The 26142-nt window shown below is 64.2% G+C and carries 27 protein-coding genes and 1 tRNA gene; 16 read left to right on the top strand and 12 right to left on the bottom strand.

Annotation, left to right across the window (positions count from 1 at the left end; translation table 11 throughout):
- Window positions 1-35 precede the first annotated feature (35 nt).
- The 4 genes from dtd to DFO63_RS09570 all read left to right on the top strand — a co-directional run bounded on the left by dtd (window position 36) and on the right by DFO63_RS09570 (window position 3368).
- Window positions 36-476 (top strand): D-aminoacyl-tRNA deacylase, encoded by a 441-nt coding sequence (gene dtd / locus DFO63_RS09585; protein ID WP_014038624.1) that lies wholly within the window; start codon window positions 36-38, stop codon window positions 474-476.
- Window positions 477-566: 90 nt separating this feature from the next.
- Window positions 567-2420, top strand: coding sequence for an RNA polymerase sigma factor RpoD (rpoD, locus tag DFO63_RS09580; RefSeq protein WP_014038623.1), 1854 nt, complete (start codon window positions 567-569; stop codon window positions 2418-2420).
- Between the two features lie 133 nt (window positions 2421-2553).
- On the top strand, window positions 2554-3222 hold the full coding sequence (locus DFO63_RS09575; protein WP_030002860.1) for a hypothetical protein: 669 nt from the start codon (window positions 2554-2556) through the stop codon (window positions 3220-3222).
- 70 nt (window positions 3223-3292) lie between these two features.
- Window positions 3293-3368 (top strand) — tRNA-Ile (locus DFO63_RS09570).
- Between the two features lie 273 nt (window positions 3369-3641).
- Here the strand turns inward: DFO63_RS09570 and DFO63_RS21985 are convergent.
- On the bottom strand, window positions 3642-4142 hold the full coding sequence (locus DFO63_RS21985; protein WP_147416426.1) for a hypothetical protein: 501 nt from the start codon (window positions 4140-4142) through the stop codon (window positions 3642-3644).
- Window positions 4143-4180: 38 nt separating this feature from the next.
- Complete coding sequence (locus DFO63_RS09565; protein WP_147416423.1) at window positions 4181-5068, bottom strand: hypothetical protein; 888 nt, start codon at window positions 5066-5068, stop codon at window positions 4181-4183.
- A gap of 827 nt (window positions 5069-5895) precedes the next feature.
- On the opposite strand from DFO63_RS09565, the gene DFO63_RS09560 reads away from it, so the two are divergent.
- Complete coding sequence (locus DFO63_RS09560) at window positions 5896-6459, top strand: AAA family ATPase (protein WP_233490802.1); 564 nt, start codon at window positions 5896-5898, stop codon at window positions 6457-6459.
- 140 nt (window positions 6460-6599) lie between these two features.
- On the opposite strand, the gene DFO63_RS09555 is transcribed toward DFO63_RS09560, so the two are convergent.
- The 3 genes from DFO63_RS09555 to DFO63_RS09545 all read right to left on the bottom strand — a co-directional run bounded on the left by DFO63_RS09555 (window position 6600) and on the right by DFO63_RS09545 (window position 7927).
- On the bottom strand, window positions 6600-7073 hold the full coding sequence (locus tag DFO63_RS09555) for a fasciclin domain-containing protein (protein ID WP_233490881.1): 474 nt from the start codon (window positions 7071-7073) through the stop codon (window positions 6600-6602).
- Window positions 7074-7337: 264 nt separating this feature from the next.
- Window positions 7338-7589 (bottom strand): hypothetical protein, encoded by a 252-nt coding sequence (locus tag DFO63_RS09550; RefSeq protein ID WP_030002865.1) that lies wholly within the window; start codon window positions 7587-7589, stop codon window positions 7338-7340.
- A gap of 92 nt (window positions 7590-7681) precedes the next feature.
- Entirely contained in the window at window positions 7682-7927 is a 246-nt protein-coding gene (locus DFO63_RS09545) for a hypothetical protein (RefSeq protein ID WP_030002866.1), read from the bottom strand.
- A gap of 180 nt (window positions 7928-8107) precedes the next feature.
- Between DFO63_RS09545 and DFO63_RS09540 the strand changes: the two genes are divergently transcribed.
- Together DFO63_RS09540 and DFO63_RS09535 are read left to right on the top strand one after the other, a co-directional pair.
- Window positions 8108-8539, top strand: a complete 432-nt coding sequence (locus DFO63_RS09540; protein ID WP_030002867.1) for a BLUF domain-containing protein — start codon at window positions 8108-8110, stop codon at window positions 8537-8539.
- A gap of 427 nt (window positions 8540-8966) precedes the next feature.
- Window positions 8967-9551 carry a hypothetical protein gene (locus DFO63_RS09535; protein ID WP_236251792.1) on the top strand — a complete coding sequence of 195 codons (585 nt, stop codon included), beginning with the start codon at window positions 8967-8969 and terminating at the stop codon, window positions 9549-9551.
- A gap of 24 nt (window positions 9552-9575) precedes the next feature.
- On the opposite strand, the gene DFO63_RS09530 is transcribed toward DFO63_RS09535, so the two are convergent.
- Window positions 9576-9968: a DoxX family protein gene (locus tag DFO63_RS09530; RefSeq protein WP_030002869.1), complete on the bottom strand. Its 393-nt coding sequence runs from the start codon at window positions 9966-9968 to the stop codon at window positions 9576-9578.
- A gap of 117 nt (window positions 9969-10085) precedes the next feature.
- Here DFO63_RS09530 and DFO63_RS09525 point away from each other — a divergent pair, with 117 nt between their 5' ends.
- Window positions 10086-10505 (top strand): H-NS histone family protein, encoded by a 420-nt coding sequence (locus DFO63_RS09525; RefSeq protein WP_030002870.1) that lies wholly within the window; start codon window positions 10086-10088, stop codon window positions 10503-10505.
- 49 nt (window positions 10506-10554) lie between these two features.
- The gene (locus tag DFO63_RS09520; RefSeq protein WP_049443294.1) at window positions 10555-10962 is read left to right on the top strand and encodes a hypothetical protein; all 408 of its coding nucleotides are present in this window, start codon (window positions 10555-10557) and stop codon (window positions 10960-10962) included.
- A gap of 22 nt (window positions 10963-10984) precedes the next feature.
- Here DFO63_RS09520 and DFO63_RS09515 read toward each other — a convergent pair whose 3' ends face one another.
- Window positions 10985-11626, bottom strand: coding sequence for a glutathione S-transferase family protein (locus DFO63_RS09515; protein WP_049443295.1), 642 nt, complete (start codon window positions 11624-11626; stop codon window positions 10985-10987).
- Window positions 11627-11760: 134 nt separating this feature from the next.
- Between DFO63_RS09515 and DFO63_RS09510 the strand changes: the two genes are divergently transcribed.
- On the top strand, window positions 11761-12051 hold the full coding sequence (locus DFO63_RS09510; RefSeq protein ID WP_049443296.1) for a hypothetical protein: 291 nt from the start codon (window positions 11761-11763) through the stop codon (window positions 12049-12051).
- Window positions 12052-12059: 8 nt separating this feature from the next.
- On the opposite strand, the gene DFO63_RS09505 is transcribed toward DFO63_RS09510, so the two are convergent.
- Entirely contained in the window at window positions 12060-12863 is an 804-nt protein-coding gene (locus DFO63_RS09505; RefSeq protein ID WP_101766451.1) for a helix-turn-helix transcriptional regulator, read from the bottom strand.
- A 7-nt stretch (window positions 12864-12870) separates the two neighbouring features.
- Here DFO63_RS09505 and DFO63_RS09500 point away from each other — a divergent pair, with 7 nt between their 5' ends.
- Window positions 12871-13821 (top strand): DMT family transporter, encoded by a 951-nt coding sequence (locus tag DFO63_RS09500; RefSeq protein ID WP_182474400.1) that lies wholly within the window; start codon window positions 12871-12873, stop codon window positions 13819-13821.
- A gap of 14 nt (window positions 13822-13835) precedes the next feature.
- Here DFO63_RS09500 and DFO63_RS09495 read toward each other — a convergent pair whose 3' ends face one another.
- On the bottom strand, window positions 13836-14861 hold the full coding sequence (locus DFO63_RS09495; RefSeq protein WP_101766136.1) for a hypothetical protein: 1026 nt from the start codon (window positions 14859-14861) through the stop codon (window positions 13836-13838).
- Window positions 14862-15119: 258 nt separating this feature from the next.
- Window positions 15120-17954, bottom strand: coding sequence for a TonB-dependent receptor (locus DFO63_RS09490; RefSeq protein ID WP_119006810.1), 2835 nt, complete (start codon window positions 17952-17954; stop codon window positions 15120-15122).
- 557 nt (window positions 17955-18511) lie between these two features.
- Here DFO63_RS09490 and DFO63_RS09485 point away from each other — a divergent pair.
- Window positions 18512-18964 carry a PA2169 family four-helix-bundle protein gene (locus tag DFO63_RS09485; protein ID WP_005419568.1) on the top strand — a complete coding sequence of 151 codons (453 nt, stop codon included), beginning with the start codon at window positions 18512-18514 and terminating at the stop codon, window positions 18962-18964.
- A gap of 135 nt (window positions 18965-19099) precedes the next feature.
- Here DFO63_RS09485 and DFO63_RS09480 read toward each other — a convergent pair whose 3' ends face one another.
- Window positions 19100-22450: an autotransporter serine protease gene (locus DFO63_RS09480; RefSeq protein WP_119006809.1), complete on the bottom strand. Its 3351-nt coding sequence runs from the start codon at window positions 22448-22450 to the stop codon at window positions 19100-19102.
- A 174-nt stretch (window positions 22451-22624) separates the two neighbouring features.
- On the opposite strand from DFO63_RS09480, the gene DFO63_RS09475 reads away from it, so the two are divergent.
- The 3 genes from DFO63_RS09475 (at window position 22625) to DFO63_RS09465 (ending at window position 23890) form a co-directional block, all read left to right on the top strand.
- Window positions 22625-23143 carry a Rossmann fold nucleotide-binding protein gene (locus DFO63_RS09475; protein WP_119006808.1) on the top strand — a complete coding sequence of 173 codons (519 nt, stop codon included), beginning with the start codon at window positions 22625-22627 and terminating at the stop codon, window positions 23141-23143.
- A gap of 91 nt (window positions 23144-23234) precedes the next feature.
- A complete protein-coding gene (locus DFO63_RS09470) occupies window positions 23235-23435 on the top strand; it encodes a hypothetical protein (protein ID WP_049443328.1) in 201 nt (66 codons plus the stop codon).
- Between the two features lie 104 nt (window positions 23436-23539).
- Window positions 23540-23890, top strand: coding sequence for a VOC family protein (locus DFO63_RS09465; protein WP_049443329.1), 351 nt, complete (start codon window positions 23540-23542; stop codon window positions 23888-23890).
- A 15-nt stretch (window positions 23891-23905) separates the two neighbouring features.
- Here DFO63_RS09465 and DFO63_RS09460 read toward each other — a convergent pair whose 3' ends face one another.
- Entirely contained in the window at window positions 23906-24535 is a 630-nt protein-coding gene (locus tag DFO63_RS09460; RefSeq protein ID WP_119006807.1) for a TetR/AcrR family transcriptional regulator, read from the bottom strand.
- Window positions 24536-24660: 125 nt separating this feature from the next.
- Here DFO63_RS09460 and DFO63_RS09455 point away from each other — a divergent pair, with 125 nt between their 5' ends.
- Complete coding sequence (locus tag DFO63_RS09455; protein ID WP_049443303.1) at window positions 24661-26133, top strand: MFS transporter; 1473 nt, start codon at window positions 24661-24663, stop codon at window positions 26131-26133.
- Window positions 26134-26142: the final 9 nt, after the last annotated feature.

The following is a 26142-nucleotide window of genomic DNA, read 5'->3' as shown; positions in this document are numbered from 1 at the left end:
CTATCGTGGCCGGCCCCGTTCATTGGAAGCCCACGATGCTCGTCCTGATCCAGCGTGTCAGCCAGGCCGCCGTCCATGTCGACGAGGAGGTGGTGGGGCAGATCGGCCCCGGCCTGCTGGCCCTGGTCGGCATGGAACCGGGCGATACCGAGGCCCAGCTGCAGCGGATGGCCGAGCGCCTGCTGGGCTACCGGGTGTTCGCCGACGAGGCCGGAAAGATGAACCGGTCGCTGCGCGATACCGGCGGCGGGCTGCTGCTGGTCAGCCAGTTCACCCTGGCGGCCGATACCCGTTCGGGCATGCGGCCCAGCTTCACCAGCGCCGCGCCGCCGGACGAGGCTGAACGCGGGTTCAATCGATTTGTCGACATCTGCCGTGAAAATCACGCGCCAGGGGTGGAAACGGGCCGGTTTGGTGCCCATATGGTCGTCAGCCTGGTCAATGACGGTCCCGTGACCTTCCTTCTCAGGCCCTGAGCCTGCGGGACCACCGCCCGGCAGGCAGGGCCCCGGGCTGGTATAATGCTACGTTCCCTATTTCTCCCTAGCCGGTGGCGCGAGCACTACATGGCCAACGAACGTCCTGCCCAATCCGAAATCAAGCAACTGATCAGCAAGGGCCTGGAACAGGGCTACCTGACCTACGCCGAAGTCAATGACCATCTGCCGGACGACATGGTCGACCCGGAACAGATCGAAGACATCATCGGCATGATCAACGGCATGGGCATCGATGTCCATGAAGTTGCGCCGGATGTGGAAACCCTGCTTCTCAACGACGGCAACACCGGTAACCGCGAAGTCGATGACACCGCGGCCGAAGAAGCCGCCGCTGCGCTGAGCGCGCTCGACACCGAAGGTGGCCGTACCACCGACCCGGTGCGCATGTACATGCGCGAAATGGGCACCGTCGAGCTGCTGACCCGCGAAGGCGAAATCGCCATCGCCAAGCGCATCGAGGAAGGCCTTTCGCAGGTCCAGGCCGCCCTCGGCCAGTTCCCGGTCTCGGTCGAGTCGCTGCTGACCGACTACGAAGCCCACAAGGAAGGCAAGAAGCGCCTGGCCGAAGTGATCGTTGGCTTCAACGACCTGGCCGACGAAGAGCCGGCGCCGCCGGCGGCTGCTGCCGATGACAGCAGCGATGCCGACGCCGAAGGCGACGAGGACGAGGACGATGATGTCGAGGGTGGCGAGGAAGAAGCCGCACCGACCGGTCCGGATCCGGAGGAAGTCGCTGCGCGCATGCAGGCGCTGAGCGATGCCTTCAATGCCTTCAAGAAGGCGGCGACCAAGGGCGACAAGAAGAACCTGCCGCGCCTGCGCGAAGAGATGTCCGCGGTGTTCGTCACCCTGAAGCTGCCGCTGCCGCTGACCGACGTGCTGACCAAGCAGCTGCGCGACACCATGGCGTCGATCAAGGCCCATGAGCGCCGCGTGCTGAACCTGGCGACCGTTACTGCCCGCATGCCGCGCAAGGACTTCATCCGCTCCTGGGAAGGCAACCAGACCAACCTGGAGTGGGTGGAAGACGCACTGAAGCGCAAGCAGAAGTGGTCTTCGGCCCTGCGCGAAGTGAAGGACCAGATCATCGCCGAACAGCAGGCGACGATCGACATCGAGAAGCTGACCCAGCTGGACCTGGAAGAGCTGAAGGAAATCAGCCGTGCCATGGCCTACGGTGAAGCCAAGGCGCGCAAGGCCAAGAAGGAAATGGTCGAGGCCAACCTGCGCCTGGTGATCTCGATCGCCAAGAAGTACACCAACCGCGGCCTGCAGTTCCTCGACCTGATCCAGGAAGGCAACATCGGCCTGATGAAGGCCGTGGACAAGTTCGAGTACCGCCGCGGTTACAAGTTCTCGACCTACGCCACCTGGTGGATCCGCCAGGCGATCACCCGCTCGATCGCCGACCAGGCGCGCACCATCCGTATTCCGGTGCACATGATCGAGACGATCAACAAGTTGAACCGCATTTCCCGCCAGATGCTCCAGCAGTACGGCCGCGAGGCTACGCCGGAGGAGCTGGCCAAGGAAATGGACATGCCGGAAGACAAGATCCGCAAGGTGATGAAGATCGCCAAGGAGCCGATCTCGATGGAAACCCCGATCGGCGACGACGAGGATTCCCATCTGGGCGACTTCATCGAGGACACCAACGTGGAGTCCCCGATCGAGAACACCACCAACATCAACCTGTCTGAAACCGTGCGCGACGTGCTGGCCGGCCTCACCCCGAGGGAAGCCAAGGTGCTGCGCATGCGCTTCGGCATCGACATGAACACCGACCACACGCTGGAAGAGGTCGGCAAGCAGTTCGACGTGACCCGCGAGCGCATCCGCCAGATCGAAGCGAAGGCCCTGCGCAAGCTGCGTCACCCGAGCCGCTCGGAGCAGCTGCGCAGCTTCCTGGATATCGATTGACGCGTATCCGCTGCACATGAAGCACCTGACAGACCCCGCGCAAGCGGGGTTTGTTTTTTGCCTGCGATCATCCGCGTTGCAGGCGACGGGATAGGATACGTGTCCTGTTTTCGCCCTGGTCAATGGAATGCCGATGAAACTGCCGATCCTGCTGCTCTCGCTGTCACCGCTGGTTGCCTGGGCGGATACTCCGCAACCACCGCCATGCAATGCCGAGAGTTTCTTCAGCAGCCAGTTCGACTATGCCGTGGGCCGCGTGGTCGACGCCGGGCAGGTGCTGCTGCTGGGCGAGGCAGAAGGCTGCCTGGACGAGGAACGGGACGGGTGCCGCAGTGGCGAGGAGATGGAACCGGGCACCGGCCTGGTGATCGGCGACCGCTGGAACAGCTACTACTGCGTGAAAGCACGTTCGCCGAGCAAGGAAGTGGTGGGCTGGGCGCCGGAATCGCGCGTGATGAAAACCAGCAACTACGTCGAGACCAGCCTGACCGACTGGGTCGCCCATTGGGAACGCAGCGACGGAAATGCCATCGACATCGCAGCCAAGGGCGACGCATTCGAACTGAGCGTGCCCGGTAGCGACGAGGGAGCGGCGCCGCGGGTTCTGGGCCGTGCTGCAGCAGAGGAGGATGAGGACGTGCTGCATCTGCATCAGGGGCGCTGCACGACGCGGGTACTGCTGCGCGGCACCGACCTGGTGGTGGCCGACAACGGACAGTGCGACGAGCGCGAGCGCAGCCTGCGCGGGGAATACCACAACCGTGCGCCGTTGGAGCGGTTGATGCAGCGCCTGGGGCAGTAATGGCGTGAGGGCCTGGGGTGGCGCGCAGTGGAATCCCGATGGCGGCCTCACTACACTGTGAGGCTGCGCAGGGCCTATAGCTCAACGGTTAGAGCAGGGGACTCATAATCCCTTGGTTCCAGGTTCGAATCCTGGTGGGCCCACCAACTCATCCAGTGGCTTACATCATTTCAAAGGCACCGCTATGCGGTGCCTTTTGCGTTCGATGCCTATGCAGTGTCTACATTTCAGTTGATACCGATGCCGGTGCCTGGGAAGGGTCATTCGTTGCGCATCCACTGCTGCACATCCGGGGCGCCTCGATGCGGGATCCGGTCGTCGCGCTTCCACTACTTCTCGCCGTTGCAGGATCAATGCTGATGTTCATGCAAGCGGGAGGTGCTGTTCCCGCTTGCCTGATCTGTTCTGCGCTTCCAATGCTACTTCGGGCGAATAGGAGTAATCGGTTTGATCGTTACCTTTCCGCTGCCGCTGCCTCCGCAGTTGCCGTGGCAGCCTCCACCCAGGTTGGCTCCGCCCGTGCCACCACTACCTCCTCCGCTGCCGCCGCCAGCGCTGCCGCGACTGGAGGGCGGACGCGTGATGGGCTCCTGGTTGGTTCCGTTCCAGTCATTGCTGTCTGTCAACTCGTAGGTGGCGCAGTGCGTCGCGTTGCAGACGATGACTTTGGAACCTGCCTGAATTGAGAATTCGAATCCCCCCTTTCTCTGCTCGTTCGTTACATCTCTGTATCTATTCAGGAACGCCTTCGTGGCGTTGTCTGGAATTCGAGCCTGCAACTGACACGTACTACAGTTGACTGGGCCAAAGACGGTGGGGGCAGGATCAAAGGGCCAAATCGCATAAGCCATGGGAAGGGCTGCAATTGCGACCACCAGGGAAGTTGCAATCAACCATTTCTTCGAAATCATTGCTTTCATCGTGCGCCATGTTGGGTGAGTAGGAAACTTTTGTTGGATTACAAGCAGCAGGATCTGTATATAGCCTCAGACATCTCGTTGGATCGCTCTATCTGGTTGGGCTGTAACAGTTTGGAGAGCCTCGCAATGGACGCCGCCGATCGGCTGTTGGGTTGCGCGCGCTGATATGCGAGCCAGTATGCAAGGCTCTTTTCAGGGGATTTATCGGCAATGATCCCTCGGTCATGGATGTCAGTAAGGGCTTCAATCGAGTCGACGCTTCCCAGTGATACCGACTCACTAAGATAATCAATCGCATCCCTTCGATAATTGGTTATCCGCTCCGGATCCTTGAGCGCCTCAGTCAAGTCGCCAATGATGGCTTTCGGGTCTTTGGCGAAAATCAGTCTCGCTTCGACCGATCCTTGGGCGGCAGCAAGAGAGAGCCAATTCTCATCTCCGATTTCCGTTCGCCCTATCAGTCCTTGGCAGTGGTCAATCTCCTGTTCGATCTTCCTTGAGTACTGCTCCCCCAGGCCCACTGATGCGTAGGCCTTGTACTCATCGGCATCACCTGAGTTAAGCGCCCGCTTGCAGCTGGCAATGCGGTTGTGGATCTCATAGCTCGACTGGGCATCGCCCGCCCGTGCAGCCGCGATGCGCCTGTCAATGTATTCCGAGGCATCGCCTTCGTAGTGAGGTGCTTCGATCTTGAGCAGAAATGCCTTCCCACTCAAAGCCACTTTTGATTCGATGGATTGGGGTGGAGAACGCAAGGATTGATGAATGCTTGATTCAGATGCGACATCCGTTGGCGAAGTGCTTTTTTCACTGCGAGGAGCCTCATGCCCTTTGCTTCCTGTGACATCGGATGGTCTGCAGGCCAGCCAGGAAATGGTTGCGACTACGCCGATGACGACCATTCCATATCCGAGACTTCTACTCATCTTCACCTGATTCCTTTCCCTTGTCGTGGCAGAGCTTTGCGATGGGCTGGACCTCGGGCCGTGGTGATAAAGGATTTTGGCGCTGATCCCCTGCCTCTCGATTCCCGGGGTTTCATATTGCGGGTTGATATTCACTGTCAACCAGAAATTTGTTGTGGCTGGCTACACTTGCTTCTTGCGTGTTCTCAGTCACGCATCACTGGACGTAAAGCGACAAATGCCCTTCTTCGGGAGGCGAGTGCATGAGTGGCAAAATGGCCATTCCGTGCCGCGGTAGCACTTGGCTTCGTTCGCTCGTTCGCCCGGCGGCGGCCGCCGCCGTTTCGATCTCATCGCGAAGGTTGCACCCTCCCTCCTGGTGCGGCCGCGACGCGATCGCGTTGACCGTTGGCCTTGGTGTATCTGTAGCGGAACTTCAGCCCACCGCCGGCGAGCTTCCGCACATCCGGGCAGCCCACACCATGCGACGCTGGATCCGAGGCCCATTTGACGATCGGCAAGGTGGCTAGTCCGTTCTCTCTGAGCATTCCCTTCATTGCGCCCATTGGCGATCGCTCGGCGGCCTTCTGTCAGCGGAAAGAGGTAGACAATGATGAGCGAAGATGGTCGCGCGGCCTGGGAAAATCAGCCGCTTGGTTTACAGCCGGAACGTCTGTGGTGACGCGTGGAGGCCCTGTAGAATCCTCAAAATGCTTCGGTTCCAGGTTCCAATCCTGGTGCGACCAGAAAATGGAAGGCACTTGGGCTTCGGTCTCAGTGCCTTTTTTGTGCCGCCGGCAGAATTCACGTGGCGCAGAAGCGCGTGGCTGCCAGTGGTGTAGTCGAACATGATCGTCGATAACGCCATGAGGAATGGCTCAATCACTATGGCAACGATTCACCTGGTCGAAGGGCCCGTCGGTGCGGGCAAATCCACGTTTGTTGCCGAGCTGCGAAGTCTGCACACGGCGGCAGGATTCATTCTGGACGCGTGGTTCGTACGGCTGTACAGCCCGGACCGTCCCGCCGCCAACCTGATGGAATGGTATGCCGCAAGGAAGGCGCGTTGCATGGCGCAGATATGGATCACAGCCTGCGAAGTGCTCGATACGGGTCGCGACGTTGTACTCGAGCTGGGCCTGGTGGAGAGAGCCAGCCGCGAGAGCTTCTACGCGCAGGTCAGGGAGGCGGGCTACGATCTGGCCGTGTATCTCCTGGATGCCCCACGTGACGTTCGTCGTGATCGCGTCCGCCAGCGCAATCGGGAGAAAGGCCCAACGTTTTCCATGGATGTGCCGGATGCCTTCTTTGAGTTGGCGAGCGACCATTGGGAGCCCATGGACCAAACCGAATGCGAGATCTACGACGTCCAGGTAGTCACCTGGAATCCAGGGTCTGCTTCTGGTGGATGAGGGATATCAAGGCTGCCGGGCGCTTCAGGAGCGATGTGATGGCGTGTCATCTGCCCCGCAGCCGCGATTCTGGTTCAAGGAGGGCGACAGCGGCAGCCGCTACGCGACTGCCGCTCATGTGGACGTCCTGCTGCGTGCAGCTACTTCGGCATCAACACGGTGTCGATCACGTGGATCACGCCATTGGACTGGCCGACATCGGCAATGCTGATGCCCGCCTTGCCGCCCTTGGCATCGATGACCCACAGCTTGCCATCGTGCAGAGCGACGGTGAGCGATTCACCTTCAACGGTCTTCAGCATGGCCTTGCCGCCGTGCTTCCTGGCATCGGCCATCAGCTGCGCGGAACTGTAGTTGCCCGGCACTACGTGGTAGGTCAGGATCTTGGTCAGTTGTGCCTTGTTTTCAGGCTTCACCAGCGTATCGACCGTGCCGGCAGGCAGCTTGTTGAAGGCCGCATTGGTGGGCGCGAAAACGGTGAAGGGGCCGGCTCCATTGAGTGTATCGACCAGGCCTGCGGCCTTGACTGCCGCAACCAGGGTCGTGTGGTCCTTGGAGTTGATGGCGTTCTGGACGATGGTCCTGGTGGGATACATCTCCGCTCCGCCGACCATCACGGTGTTGGCGGCGAAGCTGGCTGAAGTGGCTGAAACGAGTACGGCGAAGCTTACGGTGGCGGCTATCCGCTGAAGAGCTTTCACGGCGCGTTCCTCTATGGGAGGCCCGCAAGGCGCGGGCATCCTACATACGCGCTGGCGCGGCCGTTGGATGCAGGTAGATGCGTCCGGGGCTTCCTGGCCTGGAGTGGCGATGCATTGTAAAAGCCGAGTGAACGTCTGCTTCTGCCGGTTCGCTACGCAGTACGAGCCCGGTGTCCTTCAGCGGCGCGGATGGCGGATGTCCGATGGGCAGATCGAAAGGCGCGCGTTGCTGATGGCCTGGCGGACACCACAGGTGCGGCATGAGAGCACGGTTCCACCGGCAACGTGTTCCATCTCATGCTCGCCCCAGATGCTCGTGGATCCGCACGCAGTGCAGGTGGCGACGATCTGCAGTGCGCGGGCCAGCGTGCCCTGCTCTCCAGGTGTGTAGGTGAGATCGGTGATCTGAAAAATGCCGGTATGACTCATGGGAATGCCGGGATGGTGCCTGTTGACGAACGATAGAGCCAACCAGGTATCGGTCGTGTCGGTGCCGCGTTGATGGATGGTTGAAGTGCAGGCTATTCGTCGTTGCGTCGGTTGAGCTCTTCAAGCCGTGCGCGGCTGACTGACTGGTGATTGCCGCAGGTGGGGCAGCTGAGGGCCGCCGCACCGTCGAGATCGACCAGGCCATGGTTGGGAATGGCCCTGAATTGCCAGGAACACTTGATGCAGGAGCAATCGATCCGGGTGACCTGCAGCAGGGTGCCGTCCGCCCGCGTCACTCCCTCGACGCTGATTACGTAGAACTGTCCGATGTCACGCATGAAGATGAACGAAGCCCCTGAATCCGTAGGGCGCCCATCATGCTGTTTTGAGGGCCATCTGGGACAAAGGTGGTTTGATCGAATTCTGAAGAATTAAGAATTCGAGTGGCGGTGCGGACTTGTTCCCGGTGCTAGGGTATGAATAGGTGCCGTCCCGGCACATCCTTCAAGGCAGAAGCCATGCCCCTTCGGGCTGTTGTTTACGCAAGTCAGGTTGCCGCGGATCTCTCCGCGGAACGTTTGGAGTCGTTGGTAGCAGATGCCGCCAGGTTCAACAGGATGGCCGGGGTTACCGGTGTCCTGCTGCACGACGGAGATCGATTCGTGCAGTACTTCGAAGGGCCTGAAGACGGCGTTGCGAGTGTCTACGAGCGTGTGATGCAGTCGACGAGTCACACCGGCATCGTTGAGCTGGCGCGAGGTCGTGTGTCTTCGCGACAGTTCCCCTATTGGGCGATGCATCGGCTGCCCGCAGATCAACTGCTGGTGGGGAAGCTGGCGAGGGCGGATTGGTCGCGCTTCAAGAAGAGCGGGCCAGACGACATCGCCGGCTCAATGCGGGGAATCGACGTGCTGGCCGTTGCAGTAGCACCGTACGTTGAGGCCGCGTAGGGACTGAGCTGGTTCCAGAGATGGGAAGGCTCACGTCGCAGTGGGACAAGCAATCCAACGCCGCCCGAGTGAGAGTTGGGATACGAGGACTGAGCGCCTTCCGCACGGCGTTCCAGGGCGTTATCAGCATGTCCCCGTCCGCTTGCCGGGATCATTTCCGTATCCGGCGGCGTGCGCAGGAGTGAATACAGACCGCGGGGGGGCGTGGTTGACGGCATGGTGTCGATCCATCGCCAGCACGCCCGTGTCACCGCGAGGGGGGGCGTCGACCACAGGTATGCTGGGCGTGCAGATGTTGATTCCGATCCCGACAGGAGACCGCATGATGCACAGTACTTGTACGTTCTTCCTTCTGGTTGCATTGCAATGCGTTCCGGCATTCGCGTCCGACGCTGGCGAATCACCCAAGCGCCCGTCTGTTGAAACCTTGAAACGCCTGATTGTCGACAAGGCACCGCAGACGCGCGTGCAGACACCGGACCATGAGCGGATCACTGCACGGCGCATCGACATCATCGATGACACGGGCGTGATCCGCATGACGCTGTCCGGCAAGACGCCGGCGCCGATCATCGATGGCCTGCAGTACAAGCGCGCCTTCAACGTGGCCGGCATGGTGCTGTATGACGATAAGGGCAGCGAGCGCGGTGGCTTCGGTACTGCCGATGTCGACGGTGGAATGGCGGTGCTGGCACTGGATCATCCGGCGATGGATGCGATCGGCTGGCGGGTCTCGCCGGACGGGGCGGTGAGTTTTTCGATCAACCAGGCGCCAAAGCTGATCCGCGAGCCTGCGCTGGGCAACAAGCTGATTCCCGGCGTGCAGGCACCGACCCGAATCGGCCTGGTGGTCGGCTCTGACGGCACGCCGGCCATTGCGTTGAATGACAAGGCCGACCGTACGCGGTTGCGGCTGACCGTCACTGCGGAAGGCTATGGTGCGATCGAGTTTCTGGATGCGCAGGGCAAGGTGATCCACACGCTGGCGCCAGAGGCCGAACTTCGCCGCTAGCGCGTGCCGACCACGGATCGACGCTTACCCGCGCCGCCCTCTGCCATCAACGCTGTAGCGCCCGGCCCCGGTGCAGGCCAGCAGCAGGAACCCACCGGCCAGCCCCAGGTTCTTCAGGAACATGATCTGCTGGGTCTGGTCGGCGAGGTTGTGGTGGAAGATGAAAGCGGTGACCAGGCTGAATCCCACCAGCACGATCGACACCAGCCGGGTCTGAAAGCCAAGCAGGATGCACAGGCCGCTGCCGATCTCGAAGGCGATGGTCGGCCACAGCAGGATGCCGGGCACGCCCATCGCTTCCATGTAGCCCTGGGTGCCGCTGAGATCGCCGAGCTTGCCCAGCCCGGAGACCAGGAACAGCGCCATCAGCAGGATGCGTGCAAGCAGGTAGGCGAGCGAATGCGATGAAGTGCTCAAAGGGATGTCCTCGGGGATGGCCGACGCAGGCGATCGGAGCCCACCGGCGGTGAAGCCCGTGTCTACGCGGAGGCAAGCCGCCTTGACACGGGCCGCGCGGCAGTAGACCTTTCCAGCATGACGATCGATATTGAATCGCTCAGCCTTCGGGAGCTGGGCGCCTTGGTGGTTGCCGCTGAACAGCGGAAACAGCTCATTTCCAACCGCCGTCCAGCCAGCGCGGTGCGGCGGATGTTGAAGGCCGCCGCGGCCGAAGCGGGGTATACCCTCGAAGAGCTGTTCGGTGGAGAGGCCATCGAAGCGGACGCACCCAGCCGGAAACCGGCACGGCGCAGAACCGGGAAAGTAGCCGCCAAATACCGTGATCCGGAGTACAAGCGACTGACCTGGTCCGGCCGTGGGCGCATGCCGCGCTGGCTGGCCTCCAAGGTCCAGAAGGGCTACAAGGTCACCGACTTCCTGATTCCCGGCCTGGCCCGGCCCACGGCGCGCAAGAGCAGTCCGATCGGCAAGCGTACGGTCTTCAAGAAGGATTGAGCCTGCCACGCTGCTACCCTGCCGGGGTCTTTGAACGAAGGAGCACGGGATGGCACACGATGGCAGCATGATGGTCTCGCCCAGAGTCCTCTACATCGCGGCAGGCGCTGCGGTGCTGGTCAGCGTGCTGGCCTGGGCGGTGGAATGGAGCGGAATGGCCTATGTCTGCCCGTACTGCCGCGTGCAGCGCACGGTCATCGGCGTGCTGGGTCTGCTGACGCTGTTCGCGCGCCCGGGCGGTCTCATCGTGCCCTGGTTGTCGTACACCGCAGGTGGCTTCGCGTTCGTGGTCGCGGCGATGCAGCACTTCAACGGCTGGAAGCGCATATCGGCGGGCGACTTCAGTTTCAACGATCAGTGGTACATCGATCCCTGGCTGTTGTCGGGCTGTGCGATGCTGATCCTGGTGGCACAGCTGACGCTGGTGCAGGCCGCCTGCCGGCGCAGGCGGCACTGAAGACCCCGCGCGGGGCGGAGCGCTAGGCGTTCTGGAATACCGCCAGCTGCGCGGCGAAGGCGCGCTGGTAGGCGGGCCGCTGCGTGGCCCGGGCCACATAGGCGGCCACCTGCGGGTACTCGTCGAGCAGGCCGCTGCTCTTCAGGCGCAGCAGTACCGAGACCATCATCAGGTCGCCGACGCTGAACTCGCCGTCCAGCCATTCCGCCCTGGCCAGCCACGTCGACAGCTGTGCCAGCCGCGTCCGGACCCGCTCATCGAGCATCACCTGCCGCTGCCCATACCAGGGTTGCTCGCGCTCAAGCACCCAGGCCATGGAGCGCTCGACGATGGGGGGCTCTACCGTGCTCAGTGCAGCGAACAGCCACATGATCGCGCGCATGCGGGCGTCCGGGTCGCGCGGCAGCAGGCCGGCATGCTGCTCAGCCAGATGCAGGACGATGGCGCCGGATTCGAACAGGGTCCGGTCGCCCTCCTGCCAGGTGGGAATCTGCCCGAACGGATTCCGTGCCAGGTGCGCGGGCTGCTTCAGCTCGGCGAAGCTGAGCAGTTGCACGTCATAGGCTACGGCCAGTTCCTCCAGTGCCCAGCGCACGCGCATGTCGCGGGCCAGGCCCTGGCCGCGGTCGGGGGAAGTAGCGAAGGCGGTGAGGATCGGGGGCATTGGAGCGCTCCTGCAGGCAGAGGGGCCTGCTTTTCCTGTTCCGACGAACAACGGGGCGGGAATTCGACACTCGAGTCTGTGCCCGTGTGCAGGTCACGCCTACAATTGCCAGCTTCCTTCCCCGGCAGGATGCCATGCGCGGTCATTCCCGTTTACCACCCTTCTGGATGCTGGCCTCGGCGCAACTGCTGATCGCGGTGATCCTGGCCTCATCGTGGTTCTACGTGAATGCGAAGGCTGTCCTGGCGGGTCCGCCGAACCCCGATCAGTACGTGAACACCTGGGACTTTCAGATTGCGGTGTTCCTGTTCTACTGGCTACCCGCAGTGCTTCTGTTCATGGGCATTCTGCTGGGCATCGAACGGTTGGCGCTGGCGCCTCGGTATGCACGCCAGAAGGCCGCTGCCAGGCAGGATGCCAACTGACGCCACCTCTACCCGGCCCGATGTTGCTTCCGATACTGGTCGGGTGTGCACTGCGCGTGCCGCTTGAACATTTCGGCAAACGCGCTGACGCCTGAATAGCCCAGCTCCTCGGCGATGCGGCTGATCGGTTTGCGTGTGCACAGCGCCTCGGTGGCGCGCACGAACTTCACCCGCCCACGCCAGTCGCCGAGTGACATGCCCAGTTCACTGCGCGCCATGCGCTCCAGCTTGCGCACGCTCATGTGATGCCGCTGCGCGATCTCGGCCACGGATTCGGCCGTGGACAGGTGTTTCTCCACGTATGCCATCACCTGCTTCAGTGCATCACTGCTGGCGATCGGCAGGAAGCTGGGCAGAACGGCGGCGTTGATGATCTGGTCGATCACCACCGCGGCCATGCGCCGTTGGCCAGGCGTCTGCGGATCGGTCACGCCCTGGCGCGCCAGTTCGTGCAGCAGTTCACGCAGAAGGGGCGTGACCTCCAGCGCCCGGCAGCGCGTGGGCAAGCGGCGCGACAACGCTGGCGACAGGTAAGCCGATCGATAGGCCAGCACCGATCGGTTGCGCGAGTAGTGGGCCACGCCAGGCGGAATCCAGAGCGCATAGTGCGGCGGGGACACCATCCACTCGCCCTCGATCTTCATTTCCATCACGCCCTGCGCAACGAAGTTGAACTGTCCCCAGGGATGGCTGTGCGTGCCCCAGTCGGTGGGTTCCATCGCACCCTGCCGGAAGTAGATCGGGCCGGGCAGCTGGCGGAAGGTGGGGATGGGTTCCAACGGTTGCCGCAAGCCTGGGTCGGAGTGGCGCATTTTCGGGATGTCCTTGATATGCGCCAAGCGTACGCTGGCCATTCCCCCGCGTACACCTGCCGTCTTGAACTATCTCTTCCCGATCCTCGCCTGCCTGCTGTGGGGCGCCAACACGATTGTCACCAAGCTGGCCTCCGGCTCGGTCGGTCCCATCGACATCGGCTTCTTCCGCTGGCTGGTGGCCGCGATCATCCTGCTGCCCTTCGCATGGCCACGGCTGCGCGGCCATCTACCGATCGTGCGCGCCAATCTGGGGCGCTTCCTGGTGCTGGGCTGCCTGGGCGGGGTGATGTACCAGTGCCTGGCGTACTATGCGGCGCACTTCACCTCGGCCACCAACATGGGCGTGATCCAGGCGCTGATTCCGTTGATCGCGCTGGCGCTGTCACGTCTTTTCATGGGCCATCCGGTGCGCGGTGCCGCCATCGTCGGTGCGGTGATCTCCACGGTCGGTGTGGTGGCTGTGGTGTCGCAGGGCGACCTGGCGCGGCTGGCGGTGCACGGCCTGAACCGCGGTGATGCGATCATGCTGATCGGCGCGTTGGCATTTGCCGCCTACAACGTGCTCATGCAGCGCTGGAAGATTCCGCTGTCGGTGCTGGAGTCACTGTTCCTGCAGGCCACGGCCGCATCGCTGATCCTGTTGCCACTGCAGCTGCTGGTCGGCAGCGGGGTGAACAACCTGACCGCTGTGGGCTGTATCGGTTTCGCTGCCGTATGTGCGTCGATCCTTGCACCCCTGACCTGGATGACCGGTCTTTCGCGGTTGGGTGCGGCGCGCGTTTCGGGCTTCTTCAACCTGGTGCCGATCGTGACGGCCGCACTGGCGGTGCTGCTGCTGGGCGAGTCACTCAGCGGATGGGTGCTGGGTGGCGGCCTGCTGGCGGTGTCGGGTGTGGTATTTGCTGAGTTCAGTGCCAAGCGCGCGACGCAGGCCACGGCGGAATCGCAGGCGTAGGCTGAAATGGGCGATCAGGCGTGCTGCGCGGTCGCCAGTGCCTGTTCGATCCGCAATTCCAGGGTATCGCTGTCGTGGCCGCGCTTGCCCTGCAGGCTGAGGTACAGCGACAGCGGGTCGATCACCGCGCCGACGCCGGTGAACGCCGGTGGATAGGCCCATATCTGCAACCGCACCTGCTGCGCGCAACCGGGGGCGACCGCCGGCTGCGCAGCAAGCGCGCGCCAGGCATCGATATGCAGTGCACGGGTGGTCACCACCGCTGGCGATCCGTCCGCGTCCAGTGCATCCCGACCTGCACGCGGCGCGGGTTGGCGCGCATCGGCCAGCAGGGTACCTACCAGGTCCCAGCAGACATCGACTTCTTTCAGTACCGGTGAGCGCAGGAAGGGTTGCGCCCTGGCCCAGACATCACGGCGATCGCCTGCCAGGCGCAGGAAACGTTCGCGGCCGCCCGTGGAGCGTTCGGCCAGGCCGCGCCCGACCAGCTCGGCGGACAACCGCGATGCGGTCATCGAGGTATAGCCTGCGGTGGCACTGATCTCGCGGGGCGACCACCAGCGCGGCTGCCCGGACAACAGTACGTGGATCAGCACGGCCTGCGCCGAAGGCAGCAGCGAGATCGCCTTCTTCTCGTGGTCGGGCGCGTCGCGGAACTCGATGGCCAGGCTCGGTGCGAACAGCTGTGCGTGCGGCACCACGAAGTCGATGTGGTTCTCGACCAGGAAGCGTCGCTGTGTCGGGGTGAGGTAGGGCGAGACATACAGCACCAATGCGTTTGCTGCCGAGCGCAGGCTGCGTACGTCCTGGATGACGCGGCTGCTGGACTCGCCCGGCTCGCGGGCCACGGCGAGCATGGCAGGGGTTTCACCGTACAGGGTCAGCTCGGCGATGTGGTAGCGCGACGCCATCGCGCGCGGAATGGCGTGTGCCACCGTGACCGGATGCACCGCCGAGGCAAGCCCCGGCAGGACCCTGCGCAGGTAGCGCTGCGCGTCAGCGACCAGGTCGGCCAGGCCGGTGCGAACTGCCGTTGTCATCTCGTACTTCCCTAGCAACGGTCTGACCGGCATTGACGCACCGGGCCGTACCATTGCATGCAGTGGTGAACCTGGAGACGGGCATGCAGCATCGGTGCGCGTGGCCATCCATGCGGTCCAGCTCCCTTGCCGTCATGACATCAGTGTTGCCGGAAACCTTGGAGATTCCGTCGAAGAACGATGGAGATTGGGTGGAGGAAGTGTGCAGCGTGGCCGGTGGACTCCCCTTCCGCCGGCCACGCGCACGGCCCGTTCAGGTCAGAAGCGCTGCGAGTACTTCACGTACACGGTGCGGCCGATATCGAACCCTCCGTAGTAGGGGAAGGAGCTGGACGGCTTGGAGAACATGATCGGTCCCTGGTGGTTGAACACGTTGTTCGAACCCAGCGCCACGGTGCCGTCCCACGGCAGCTTGTAGCTGACCTGGATGTCATGGAAGGCGTTGCCACCCACCCTGCGCTGCGCATCCGGTTCGCCATAGGCGTAGCGGTCGGGCAGGGTGCAGGGGCGATTCGGCACGCAGCTCTCCACCATGCCGGAGTAGTAGCGCAGGGTGTACTGGGTAGTGAAGTTGCCCAGCTGCCAGTTCACGCCGAGATTGGAGCGCAGGCGGAAGATGCCCGGCTGGCCGACGCGGCCCATCATGATCGTTTCGCCGGCCGAGTTCTGGTTCTGCTCGTCGTAGCTGGAGACGTAGCTGTTCTGGAGGTCGAGGGTGAAACGGCCGAACGAGAATTCCGGCAGCCGGTAGCGGATGCCCAGGTCCCAGCCTTCGGTTTCCATGGCGCCGAGATTGGCCAGGCCATAGAACATGCTGGTGATATGACCGTCGCCCGCGCGCTTGACGCTGCCGCAGCGCGGCGCATTGCCGAGCACGTAGCAGTCACGCAGGATGCGGTCGACGCTGTCCTGGATGATCATGTTGGTGATCTTGTAGCTGTACCAGTCCAGGTTGATGTCCAGCCCGTCGACCCAGCGCGGGCTCCAGACCACACCCACCGTCTTGCTCTTGGACTCTTCCGGGCGCAGCTTCGGGTTGGAGCCGGTGGTGAACTCGTCGGGGGTGGCACACGGGTAGCTGGCGCAGGGCTTGAGACTCTGGTTCAGCTGCTGGTAGCCCAGCGGAACGCCGGCCGCATTGCATGCCGCATTGCCGTTGACGCTGTTGGTGGCTCCCGTGCCACAGGGATCGACGTAGGTCTGGAAGCTGGTACCCAGCCCACCGTAGAGGTCGGAGATGCTCGGTGCACGGAAGCCCTCGGCGAAGGTGCCGCGGATCATCAGCTCCTCGATCGGGCGCCAGGCAAAGCTCGCCTTGGAGTTGGTGGTGCTGCCGAAGTTGCTGTAGTCGGAATAGCGCGTGGCCAGGTTCACGGTCAGCTCCCTGGCGAACGGCAGGTCGCGCAGCACCGGCACGTTCACTTCGGCAAAGAATTCATTGAGGCTGTAGTCGCCGGCGGTGGTTGATGCGCCCAGCGCGGTGCTCTGGCGCGACTGTGCGAAGGCGTCGGGCACGAAGCGCCCTTCTTCCTTGCGGTACTGGTAGCCCAGCGCCACCGACAGCTCGCCGGCGGGCAGGTCGATCACCGGGCCGGAGATGTTGGCGAAGTAGCTGCGGGTCTTGGTGATGCCGGTATCGGTGAAGGTGGGGAACAAGAAGCGCTGCAATTCGGGGTCGGAGAGAGAGCCTGCCCCCGCGACACCGAATGGCAGCAAAGGATTCCAGGCCAGGCAGCCGGAGACCGGCGATGCCGCCGTGCCACACCGTGCCACGCCGTTGGCATCGAGGTAGGAAGCCCCCAATGCCTGCCGGGAAGCGATCAGGCTCATGTCGCCACGGCCTGTTTTTGTGACTTCATTGCGGTTGAACAGAGCGCCCACTTCCCAGTCGTAGGCCTTGGTCGCCAGCTCGAAATAGCCGGACAGGCTGGGGGCGATGCGCAGTGACTTCAGCTTGCTTTCGGTGGTGCGCGGCAGCTCCCACAGGCGGCGGTTGAACTCGACGTTGCGCCCGACCGGGTTGAACACGCTGCCGGACGACAGCGGTGTGCCGAACTTGGTGGACTGGTACGGGTAGCCTGCGATCTGCTGATCGGTGATGCGCTCGTTGTAGCCGATGTCGGTGCTGAACTTGATCTGGTCGGTCAGCGCATAGTCGGTACTGAGGAACAACGAGCGGCGCTCGATGCCGGTCTGCAGGTGCATCTGATCGTTGCCATTGGCGAACTCGGCCGGGGTGATCGGGTGGTAGTCGCTGGGGTTCTTCGGGTTGCCGCCACGGTTGAGCGTCTTGAACACGGCATCGCCGGTGTTGCACTTGTAGAGCGCGGGGTCGCACCAGGAACCGTTCTGGCTGATGTTGCTCCAGTCCGCGCCGGGATAGCCGGGGCCGGCACCGCCATACTTCGAGAATGAACGGTCGCGCGCGAACACGGGATCGGACTTCTGGTACTCCAGGGCCAGCGTGTAGCCACCGCGCTCGCCGCGTGCGCCGGTAACCAGCGAGAACGTGCTGTCCTTGCCGTCGCCCTGGCTGAACTGGCCGTGCTGCACGGAGACTTCCAGGCCGTCGTAGTCCTTGCGGGTGATGATGTTGACCACGCCGGCGATGGCATCGGAGCCGTACAGTGCGGAGGCGCCGTCCTTCAGGACATCGATGCGCTCGACCGCACTCATCGGGATCTGGCTCAGGTCCTGCAGGCCGCCGGTGGTTGCCCCCAATCGCTTGCCGTTGACCAGTACCAGCGTGCGTGTGGCGCCGAGGTTGCGGATGTCGGCGTAGTAGCCGCCGACGTTCTCGCCGGACGCCAGCGCACGCGCGCGGGAGATGGCCGGTGAGCCGGTGGAGGTCAGGTTCTGCAGCAGGTCGGCGATGGTGGTGAAGCCCTGGTGCTCGATCATCGAACGGGTGATGGCGATGATCGGCTGTTGGGTTTCGATGTCCACGCTGCGGATGGCCGAGCCGGTGACCTGGATGCGGTCGAGGTTCTTCGGTGTCTTGTCGCCGTCGGTCTGTGCGTGCGCGGCCGGTGCCCAGGCAGCGGCCAGCGCGGTGCCCACTGCCAGCGAAAGCAGGGTGTACGAGTGATGCATTTGGCTCTCTCCAAATCCAGTTGTATGGGCTCCGCACATCGCTGTGTCGAAACCGATCTGAAACTCCGCTATGCGGAATCGAGAGGAACCTAACATTCCGTTTACACGTCAATTACGTTATGGACGCGTTATCGTCAGCGCGCCGCGCCGTTGGTCGTGCACGAGGCATCCACGCTCCGTCCACGGGACGGGATGCTGCTCTGCATCAGTCTGCCTCTGCACCCATAAACGATGAAGGAGAGGTTGCATGAATACCCCGGGAAAGCCGAAGCCCAGCTGGCGGCAGTGGCACGTTCTGCTTCTCGTTCTGGCGATAGTGCTGGTGATCGCATTGCTCGTCGTCACCGCGCCCTGGTGAATGCCGGACTGTTTGCTCAGTCCCCGTGAACGTTGTCGGGTCCGGGCATGAAGAAGTCAGTACGTGTTGTGGATGGTGACGCGCGGATCAATCGGTGCTCACCCTGGGCCTACATCCCCAACGCCACAGTGGACACGCAGGCAACGCAGATGCGTTTGCCGGTTTCCCACAGACTTTCAAGCGAACAGGAGTGATTTCCATGAGCACCCAGTCCACCATCGAGCATCGCCTCAACGACCTGATTGAAATCGCCCGCGATGGCAAGTCCTTCTATGAAGAAGCTGCCACCAAGGTCAAGGATGCCGAGCTGTCGGCACTGTTCACCCGCATTGCTGGCGTCAAGGGCCGCATCGTGGCGGCGCTGAGCGGCTCGGTGGCCGCCAGCGGTGGCAAGCCGGCCGAGCATGGCACCGTGGTCGGTTCGATGCAGCAGTTCTATGGCAAGGTGCGTGCTGCCTTCGGTGACACCAACTATGGCTACGTGGCCGAGCTGGAAGAATCGGAGGACCGCCTGCTGGGCGCGTTCAAGGACGTGTTGAAGGACAACGAGCTTCCGCCGGCGGTACGCCAGGAAGTGACCCAGTTGCTGCCCGAAGTGCAGGAGTGCCACAACGTCATGCGTGCGCGGAAGCATGCGATGAAGGCTGCCTGACGGTTGAAGGCGGCCTTCTCCCCGGGGCCGCCGCGGCCGGGGCAGTACGCTGCCCCGGCCACCTTTCCCGGTGTGGCATAAAAAAGGGGCGGCCGTGAGGCCGCCCCAACGCTTCAAGCGCACACTGCTTCGGAATCAGAAGCGCACGGACCAGCGTGCGTTTGCACCGTGGTCGCGGCTTTCGCTGCCGAACTGGCCGCTGTAGCCCAGCTCCAGCTGCTGTCGCGGTGTCAGCCAGGCTGACAGGCCGAGCTCTGCCACCACCGCGTTGTCGGCGATCGGTGCGCCGCTGACGGCGAAGGTGGTGCCGCCGTTGGCGAAGGCAAGGTTGGCAACCTGGCTGCGATCCCCCGAGGCACGGCGATAGCCGACGCCACCGCGCAGGTGCAGCCAGCTGTCCTGCTGGAACGAAGCCTTCAGCCCCTTGTCGAAGCGCACGCCGGCGGTGGCGATCGTGGTTCCGGTGTCGTCCACCTTGCCCTGCAGCGCCGCCGCTCCGCCGCGTTCGTTGATGCGCTTGAGGTCCACTTCCACGCGCGCCACCTGCAGGTACGGTTCCAGCCCCGCTTCCGGGCCACCGAAGCGGTAACCGGCTTCGATGAAGGCCTGGCGGGTACGGGCGTCGTAGCGCGCGCTCAGGCTGTCACTGAAACCTGCGAAGGCGACATCACGCGTACTCTTCACCTCGTGCTTGCTCCACGCCACACCACCGCGCAAGCCGAAGCCGCCCCAGTTGTGGCTGGCATAGGCACCGAAGTGCGTGTTGTCGATCTTGGACTTGGCGCGGCGGTCCTGCTGCTTCACGTCGGTACGGCCGGTGCCGGCCAGAACGCCAACCTGCCAGCCGGAGAACTCGCGGTCGATGCCGACCAGCAGGCCGTTGCTGTTGGCTTCGGTGCGGGCGGTATTGAAGTCACCGTCCAGCTTGCTGTTGCCACCGATGGCCTGCACCCATGCACCCGTCGCATCACCCGCGTCGGTGCCGGGGGCCGCAGCGCCGGCACGGCGTGACAACGCGGCATCGCGCACGTAGCGGCTGCCCTCGACCAGGGCGATGGCCGTGGCCGGATGCAGCTCGCCGCTGAGACCGTCGAGCACGCCACCCACCTGCTGCGGGAACAGCTGGGTCAGCGGCTTGGGCAGGCCCTGGGCGATCGGCAGCAGGTCAGCCGCCGCCGCCACTGCACGCTGGTTGGGCGTATTGGCAGCCGTGGTCAGCGAGGCGCCACGGGCGACATCGATACGCGTGCCATTGGCCCCGTAGGCCAGGCTGAACTGCAGGAAGGGCGAGAACGCGCTGAAGTCGGTCTTGGCGAACTGGCCGCTGATGCCGCCGTCGGCACGCAGGAAGTTGAACTGTTCGCCGAGGTAGTACACGCCCGGTTCCGGCAGCGCGACCAGGGTGCCGCCGAGAGTGGCGGTGCCGGTCACATGCAGCTGGTCACTGCGGCCACCCGGTGCCAGCTCCGCTGCATAGACGCCGGTGGCGCCCTGCACGTAGTTGCCGTTGATGGTCAGCGTGCCGATCGAGTTGCCCGGCGCGATGATGCCGTCCACGCGGGTGTTGCCGAGCGTGCCGACGCCCTTCAACAGGCCATTGGCGCCGACCGTGGTGGTGCCACCGGTCTGGGTGCCGTTGAAGGACACCACGCCGCCGTTGACCACCAGGTTGCTGTTGTTCAGTACGCCGCTGGCGCTGACCGTGCTGACGCCACCGGTGCTGGTCAGGGCGGTGGAGACCAGGCTGCCGTTGAGCAGGAACCGGCCACCCTGGACCTCGACCGCCGACGTGAGCGTGTTGGCGCCGTTCAACTCCAGCGTACCGTCCTGCACCACGGCGCCGTTGAAGCTGTTGTTGCCGCTCAGACGCAGCCAGCCGATGCCGGATTTGGTCAGTTTGCCGGGGCCGCCGATATCATTGGTCCAGTTGTCCCAGGCATCACCTTCCCAGACCTTCAGGCCGCCGGCCTTCTGGTTCATCACCACGTTGGTATCCACGCGCAGCGAGCCATAGCCTTCGATGGCCTTGCGCAGGTCGACCATGCCCCAGCCGTAGATCGCGTCGATACCCGGCGCGCCGAGATCGCGTGCGGTGGTCAGCAGCACGTCGCGGACCTGGGCGTTGTCCAGGTACGGGAAGCGCTCCATCAGCAGGCCGAGAGCGCCGGTGATGTGGGGCGCGGCCATCGACGTGCCGGTCTTGGTGCCGTAGACGTAGTTGGTGTTCTCGCTGTCGATGATCAGCCGCACGTAGGCGGAGGTGTTCTCGATGCGGCCCTGGATATCGCCGGAGACGATAGTGCTGACGATGTCGGTGCCGGGGGCCGAGATGCACCAGTTGGCGGCAACGCCGCAGATGCTGGAACTGCCATCGATCACGTAGTCGGTTTCACCTGCGGCGGCATTGGGCCTGCGGACGTTGGCGACCGCCAGCCAGTACGGTTCCAGTTCGGGCTTCCAGCGCGGCATCGAGGCGGTGATGCCGGCAACCGCACCGCTGCCGTTGCCGGCCGACCACACCTGGATGAGGGTGGAAGCCGGGGTATCGCCGTTGCTGGTGTAGATGCTGCCGTACACGCCGTAGTCGGCACCGATGCTGGCGTACTGCTGGTCCAGCGCGGCGGCGGTCATGTTGCGGGTGGAAATGCCCCAGCTGTGGTTGATGGCGCGTACACCCTGCGCCTGGATCTGCGCATACATGTCCAACGTGGCGGCGTCATCCGGATCGGTGCGGTACACCGCGCGCGGGCGATAGAAATTGTCGGGGTCCAGGCGCCACTCGTAGTAGGTGTCACCGAACACGCGGGCGGCGGTGAGGTCCGCACCAAAGGCCACGCCATGCATGCCGGTGCCATTGCGGTTGGCGCCGATGGTGCCAAGCACATGCGTTCCATGGTCGGCGTAGCTGAAGCCATAGGGCTGGCCGGCGGCGATCAGGCGTGCCGCGAGTGCGGCCGGAACGCCAGCGCCGAGGCCGTAGTAGTTGTAGCCGGGCTGTTCGCCGCGGGTCTGCCCGCAGGCGCCGGTACCTGCGACCACACCCGGCGTCGCACAGTCGGCACCGATGGTGATGCTGGATGTATTGCGTCCTGCAAATTCCGGATGCGCCAGTGCGGAGCCCGAGTCGAACAGCGCCAGGCGCACGCCCTTGCCGGTCAGCCCGCGTGCATAGGCGTAGTCGGCGCCCATCGCACCCAGGCCCCAATCGGCGTTGAATTCATCGCTGCGCCAGCTGGCCGGATCGCCCGGGTTGCCGAGGACGGCGGTGCTGCTGGCGGCAGGTGCAGTGGCCGTGGCTGCAGGTGCCGTGCTGGCAGCGGGCTGCGCCCACGCAGCCTGCAGCTGGCGTTGCTGCTGCCAGGCATCAAGTGATTCGCTGGCCATGGCCGGCAATGCGGCGGCCAGCAGCAGCGAACTGGCGACGGCAAGCGCCAGCGGGCGGTGCGACAGGGAGCGGGACGAACGGCCGTACAGCGGGTGATTCATCGGACAACTTCCTTGGTTGACGGACAACAAGGCCGTTAACGCCAAGGCATGGCGAGATCCCCCAGTAATGTGAAGGGATTTTTATGAACGTGTTAATGTTTTGTGATTGGTGCGTGGCGTGGCTCCGCCATACAGAGCACCGTGATCTTTCCTTCCGAGGCCCTGGAACCGTCCATGCGTACTGAATTCCGTAAACCACAGTTGGCGATATTGGGTAGTGCCGATCCTGGCAGCGACGCGTTCCAACGGGCAGCTGAAGCAGGGCGTTTCCTGGCCATCCAGGGCATCACGGTCGTCAGTGGCTGTGGCAGCGCCGCTACGCGCGTGGCTGCCGAGCAGGCGATCGCCGCCGGTGGCCAGGTGCTCAGCGTCATTCCGGAAGGCAGCATGCCGCCGGCCGATTGGCCGGCCACGGTGGTGGTGCCCTGTGGCATGGGGGATGCGCGCAACCTCATCATGGCCCTGGCCGGTGATGCCTGCATCGTGATCGGCGGGCGTGCCGGCACGATCTCGGAGGTTTGCCTGGCCTGGCTGCACAAGCGGCCGCTGCTGCCGCTTGTGGGGGCGGGTGGCTGGTCCGACGCGCTGCCGGACAACCCACCGGACGAGCGTGGCAATTCGCCGATCCTGCCGTGGCGCAACATTGATGAGCTGGCCGAGCAACTGCGTGTCCTGGGGTTGCTGCAACGCTGAGTCGAGCCGCATCTGCCTTCACCCAACGCCCCGTGTGCAGCGCTAAGGTGGCCGGGCCTGGGCTCACCAGGCTTATCAAGGAGCGATGTCGATGCGTACTTTCAGGAAAGTGATCGCCGGTGCCGTGTTCGCGTTGGCCTGCAGCGGCTCGGTGGCCGTGGCCGGACCGATTCCGCCCTGCGATCTGCCCTGCTGGAAGGCCTATCAGGCGTGTGTATCCGGCGGTGGTGATGCCATGGAATGCCAGTACGAATACGATCGATGTGTCATGGAGCGCTGCGGCGCGGTGTAAGCCCAGCCATGATCGGCTGATGACGGGCCCCGTCGGTGACGGGGCTCTTCTGTTTGCGCGCAGGGTCGGGCACTCTCGACGCATTCTTCATGGTGGAATGGAACATGGCCGTCAAGCGCGTCGTCGCCAACATCGCCACCCCCGACCCCGTGCGTGCCGCTGCGTTCTACGGCGAACTGCTTGGCATGCCGGTGGTGATGGACCATGGCTGGATCGTCACCCATGGCGGGCAGGGCAGTGCGCTGGCGCAGGTCAGCTTCGCCAGCGAAGGGGGTTCCGGCACACCGGTGCCGGATCTGTCGATCGAAGTGGACAACCTGCAGGAGGTGCTGGAGCGCATGCGCGCGGCCGGCATCGGGCTGGAATATGGCCCGGCCGACGAGCCTTGGGGCGTGCGGCGCTTCTTCGTCCGCGACCCGTTTGGTCGGTTGTTGAACATCCTCGCCCACGCCTGAGCGACGGCCAGCGCTTCAGCGCCGCGTGCCGCCACGCTTCGGGGCCGGCGACACGCCGACCATGCGCAGGCAATCGGCCACCACCGCCGCAATGAAGGTGTCGGCGTCCTGTGCTGGTGCAGCGATCAGATCGTCGGTGGCGCCGTGCACGCCGGCATAGATCAGCGAGGCTGTGACCTGCGGTGCCGGCAGCTGCCAAAGGCCTGCACGAGTGCCCGCCTCGAGGATGTCGAGCAGCTGCTGCTGGATGGCGTTGCGCTCGGCATTGCCGCGCTGGTGGTGGTGATGGTTGGCGTAGACGACGTCGTGCAGCGCGTGCGTGCGCACGTAGGTCACGATGTTGGCGCGGATCCAGGCGCGCAGGCGCGCCACGCCATCGTGGGCAGGCTGCTGCTGCACGGCGTGGTCGACCTCGGCCATGAACTGCTGCGTGTAGCGCTGTGCCAGCGCCTGCAGGATCTCGGTGCGCGAGGCGAAGTAGGTATAGAACGTGCCCTTGGCCACGTCGGCGGCGGCCACGATGTCGCTGATGGTGGTCGCTTCCACGCCCTGTGACAGGAACAGCGCCTGCGCGGCGTCCATCAGCTCTTCCTGGCGGGTTTCAGCGGGTTTGGTACGGGGCCTGGCGGCAGCGGGGATCTGCATGGGGCGGGGTCCGGGTGCGACGGTGCTCATTCTAGCCGTCCTCCCGCATTGACTGACCGCCAGTCATTGACCGACGGTCAGTCAGTCAACTACGATGCGCCCACATCCTCCCCCGGGATCTGTACATGCAACGCTTCCGACGGCCGGCTTTGGTGCTGGCGGCCTATCTGGGCACCTTCCTTGCTTCGCTGGACATCAGCATCGTCAACGTCGCGCTGCCGACACTGCAGCAGGCACTGCACACCGACATGGCGGGGCTGCAGTGGGTGATCAATGCGTATGCCATCGCCCTGTCGGCGGTGATGCTGTCGGCGGGACCACTGGGTGACCGCTACGGCCACCGCCGCATGTGGTTGCTCAGCGTGGCGACCTTCATCGCAGGCTCGCTGCTGTGTGCCTGCGCTGGCAGCCTGCCGGCACTGGTGGCGGGGCGGGCGGTGCAGGGTGTGGCCGGTGCCCTGCTGATTCCCAGTGCGATGCCGATCCTCAGCCATGCATTTCCCGAAGCACGCCCGCGTGCACGCGCGATCGGTGGCTGGTCGGCGTTCAGCGCGCTGGCGCTGGTGCTGGGGCCGCTGCTGGGCGGTGAACTGGTGCAGCGCGCCGGTTGGCCCAGCATCTTCCTGATCAACCTGCCGCTGGGCCTGCTTGCATTGGCGTTGGGGGCCTGGGGCATTCCGGAGCGGCGGCATCCGCAGCACGCCGCGCTGGACCCGGTCGGGCAGCTGCTCAGCATTGTCGCGCTGGGTGCGCTCAGCTATGGCCTGATCGCGATCGGCGAGCACGGGCCGCTGGCGCTTGCGACGCTGCTGGCACTCGGCATCGCGGTATTGGGCCTGGCGCTGTTTGCGTCGGTCGAGCGTCGCGTGATGCGGCCGCTGCTGCCGCTGGACCTGTTGGCGATGCCTGGCTTTGGCATGCTCAACCTGGCCTCGTTCGTCCTTGGATTCACCGCCTATGCCAGCCTGTTCTTCCTGTCGCTGTTCTTCCAGCAGGCGCAGGGCCACGATGCGGCGCAGGCGGGCTCGCAGCTGGTACCGCAGTTCCTGCTGATGGGCGTGGTGTCATTGTTGTTCGGCCGTCTGGTGGCACGCATCGGGCTGCATACCGCGCTGGTGTCGGGGTATGTACTGACCGGCGTGGCCCTGTGTGCGATCGCCACGTTTGCGCCGGGCACGGGACGTGGCCACGCCAGCGCCCTGCTGATGCTGCTCGGCGTTGGCATGGGCCTGGCGGTGCCGGCGACCGGTATGGCGGTGATGGCCTGTGTCCCTGTGGAGCGGGCTGGCATTGCGTCGGCCACGATGAACGCGCTGCGCCAGGCGGGCATGAGCCTGGGCATTGCACTGCTGGGCAGCCTGATGGGCCTGCGCGCGGTGCGACAGTTCGCTGCGGCCGCGCAGGCGGCAGGGCAACCCGCAGTGGCCGCACAGGCGCGCGCGCTGATCCTGCAGCCGTCGTCATTGCTGCCAGGGGCGCAGACGCTGGCCTGGTACCGCGGCGCCATGGCCAGCGGTTTCGGCTGGGCGATGGCCGTCGCCGGCGTGCTGGCCCTGCTGGCGGCGCTGGGTCTGTACCGCCAGCGCCAGCGCGCTTGAGCCCGCCGC

Source organism: Stenotrophomonas sp. AG209 (genome assembly GCF_003550055.1).
Lineage (GTDB): Bacteria > Pseudomonadota > Gammaproteobacteria > Xanthomonadales > Xanthomonadaceae > Stenotrophomonas.
Note: the sequence above shows the minus strand (reverse complement) of the source record. Positions and strands in the feature narration are given on the sequence as shown.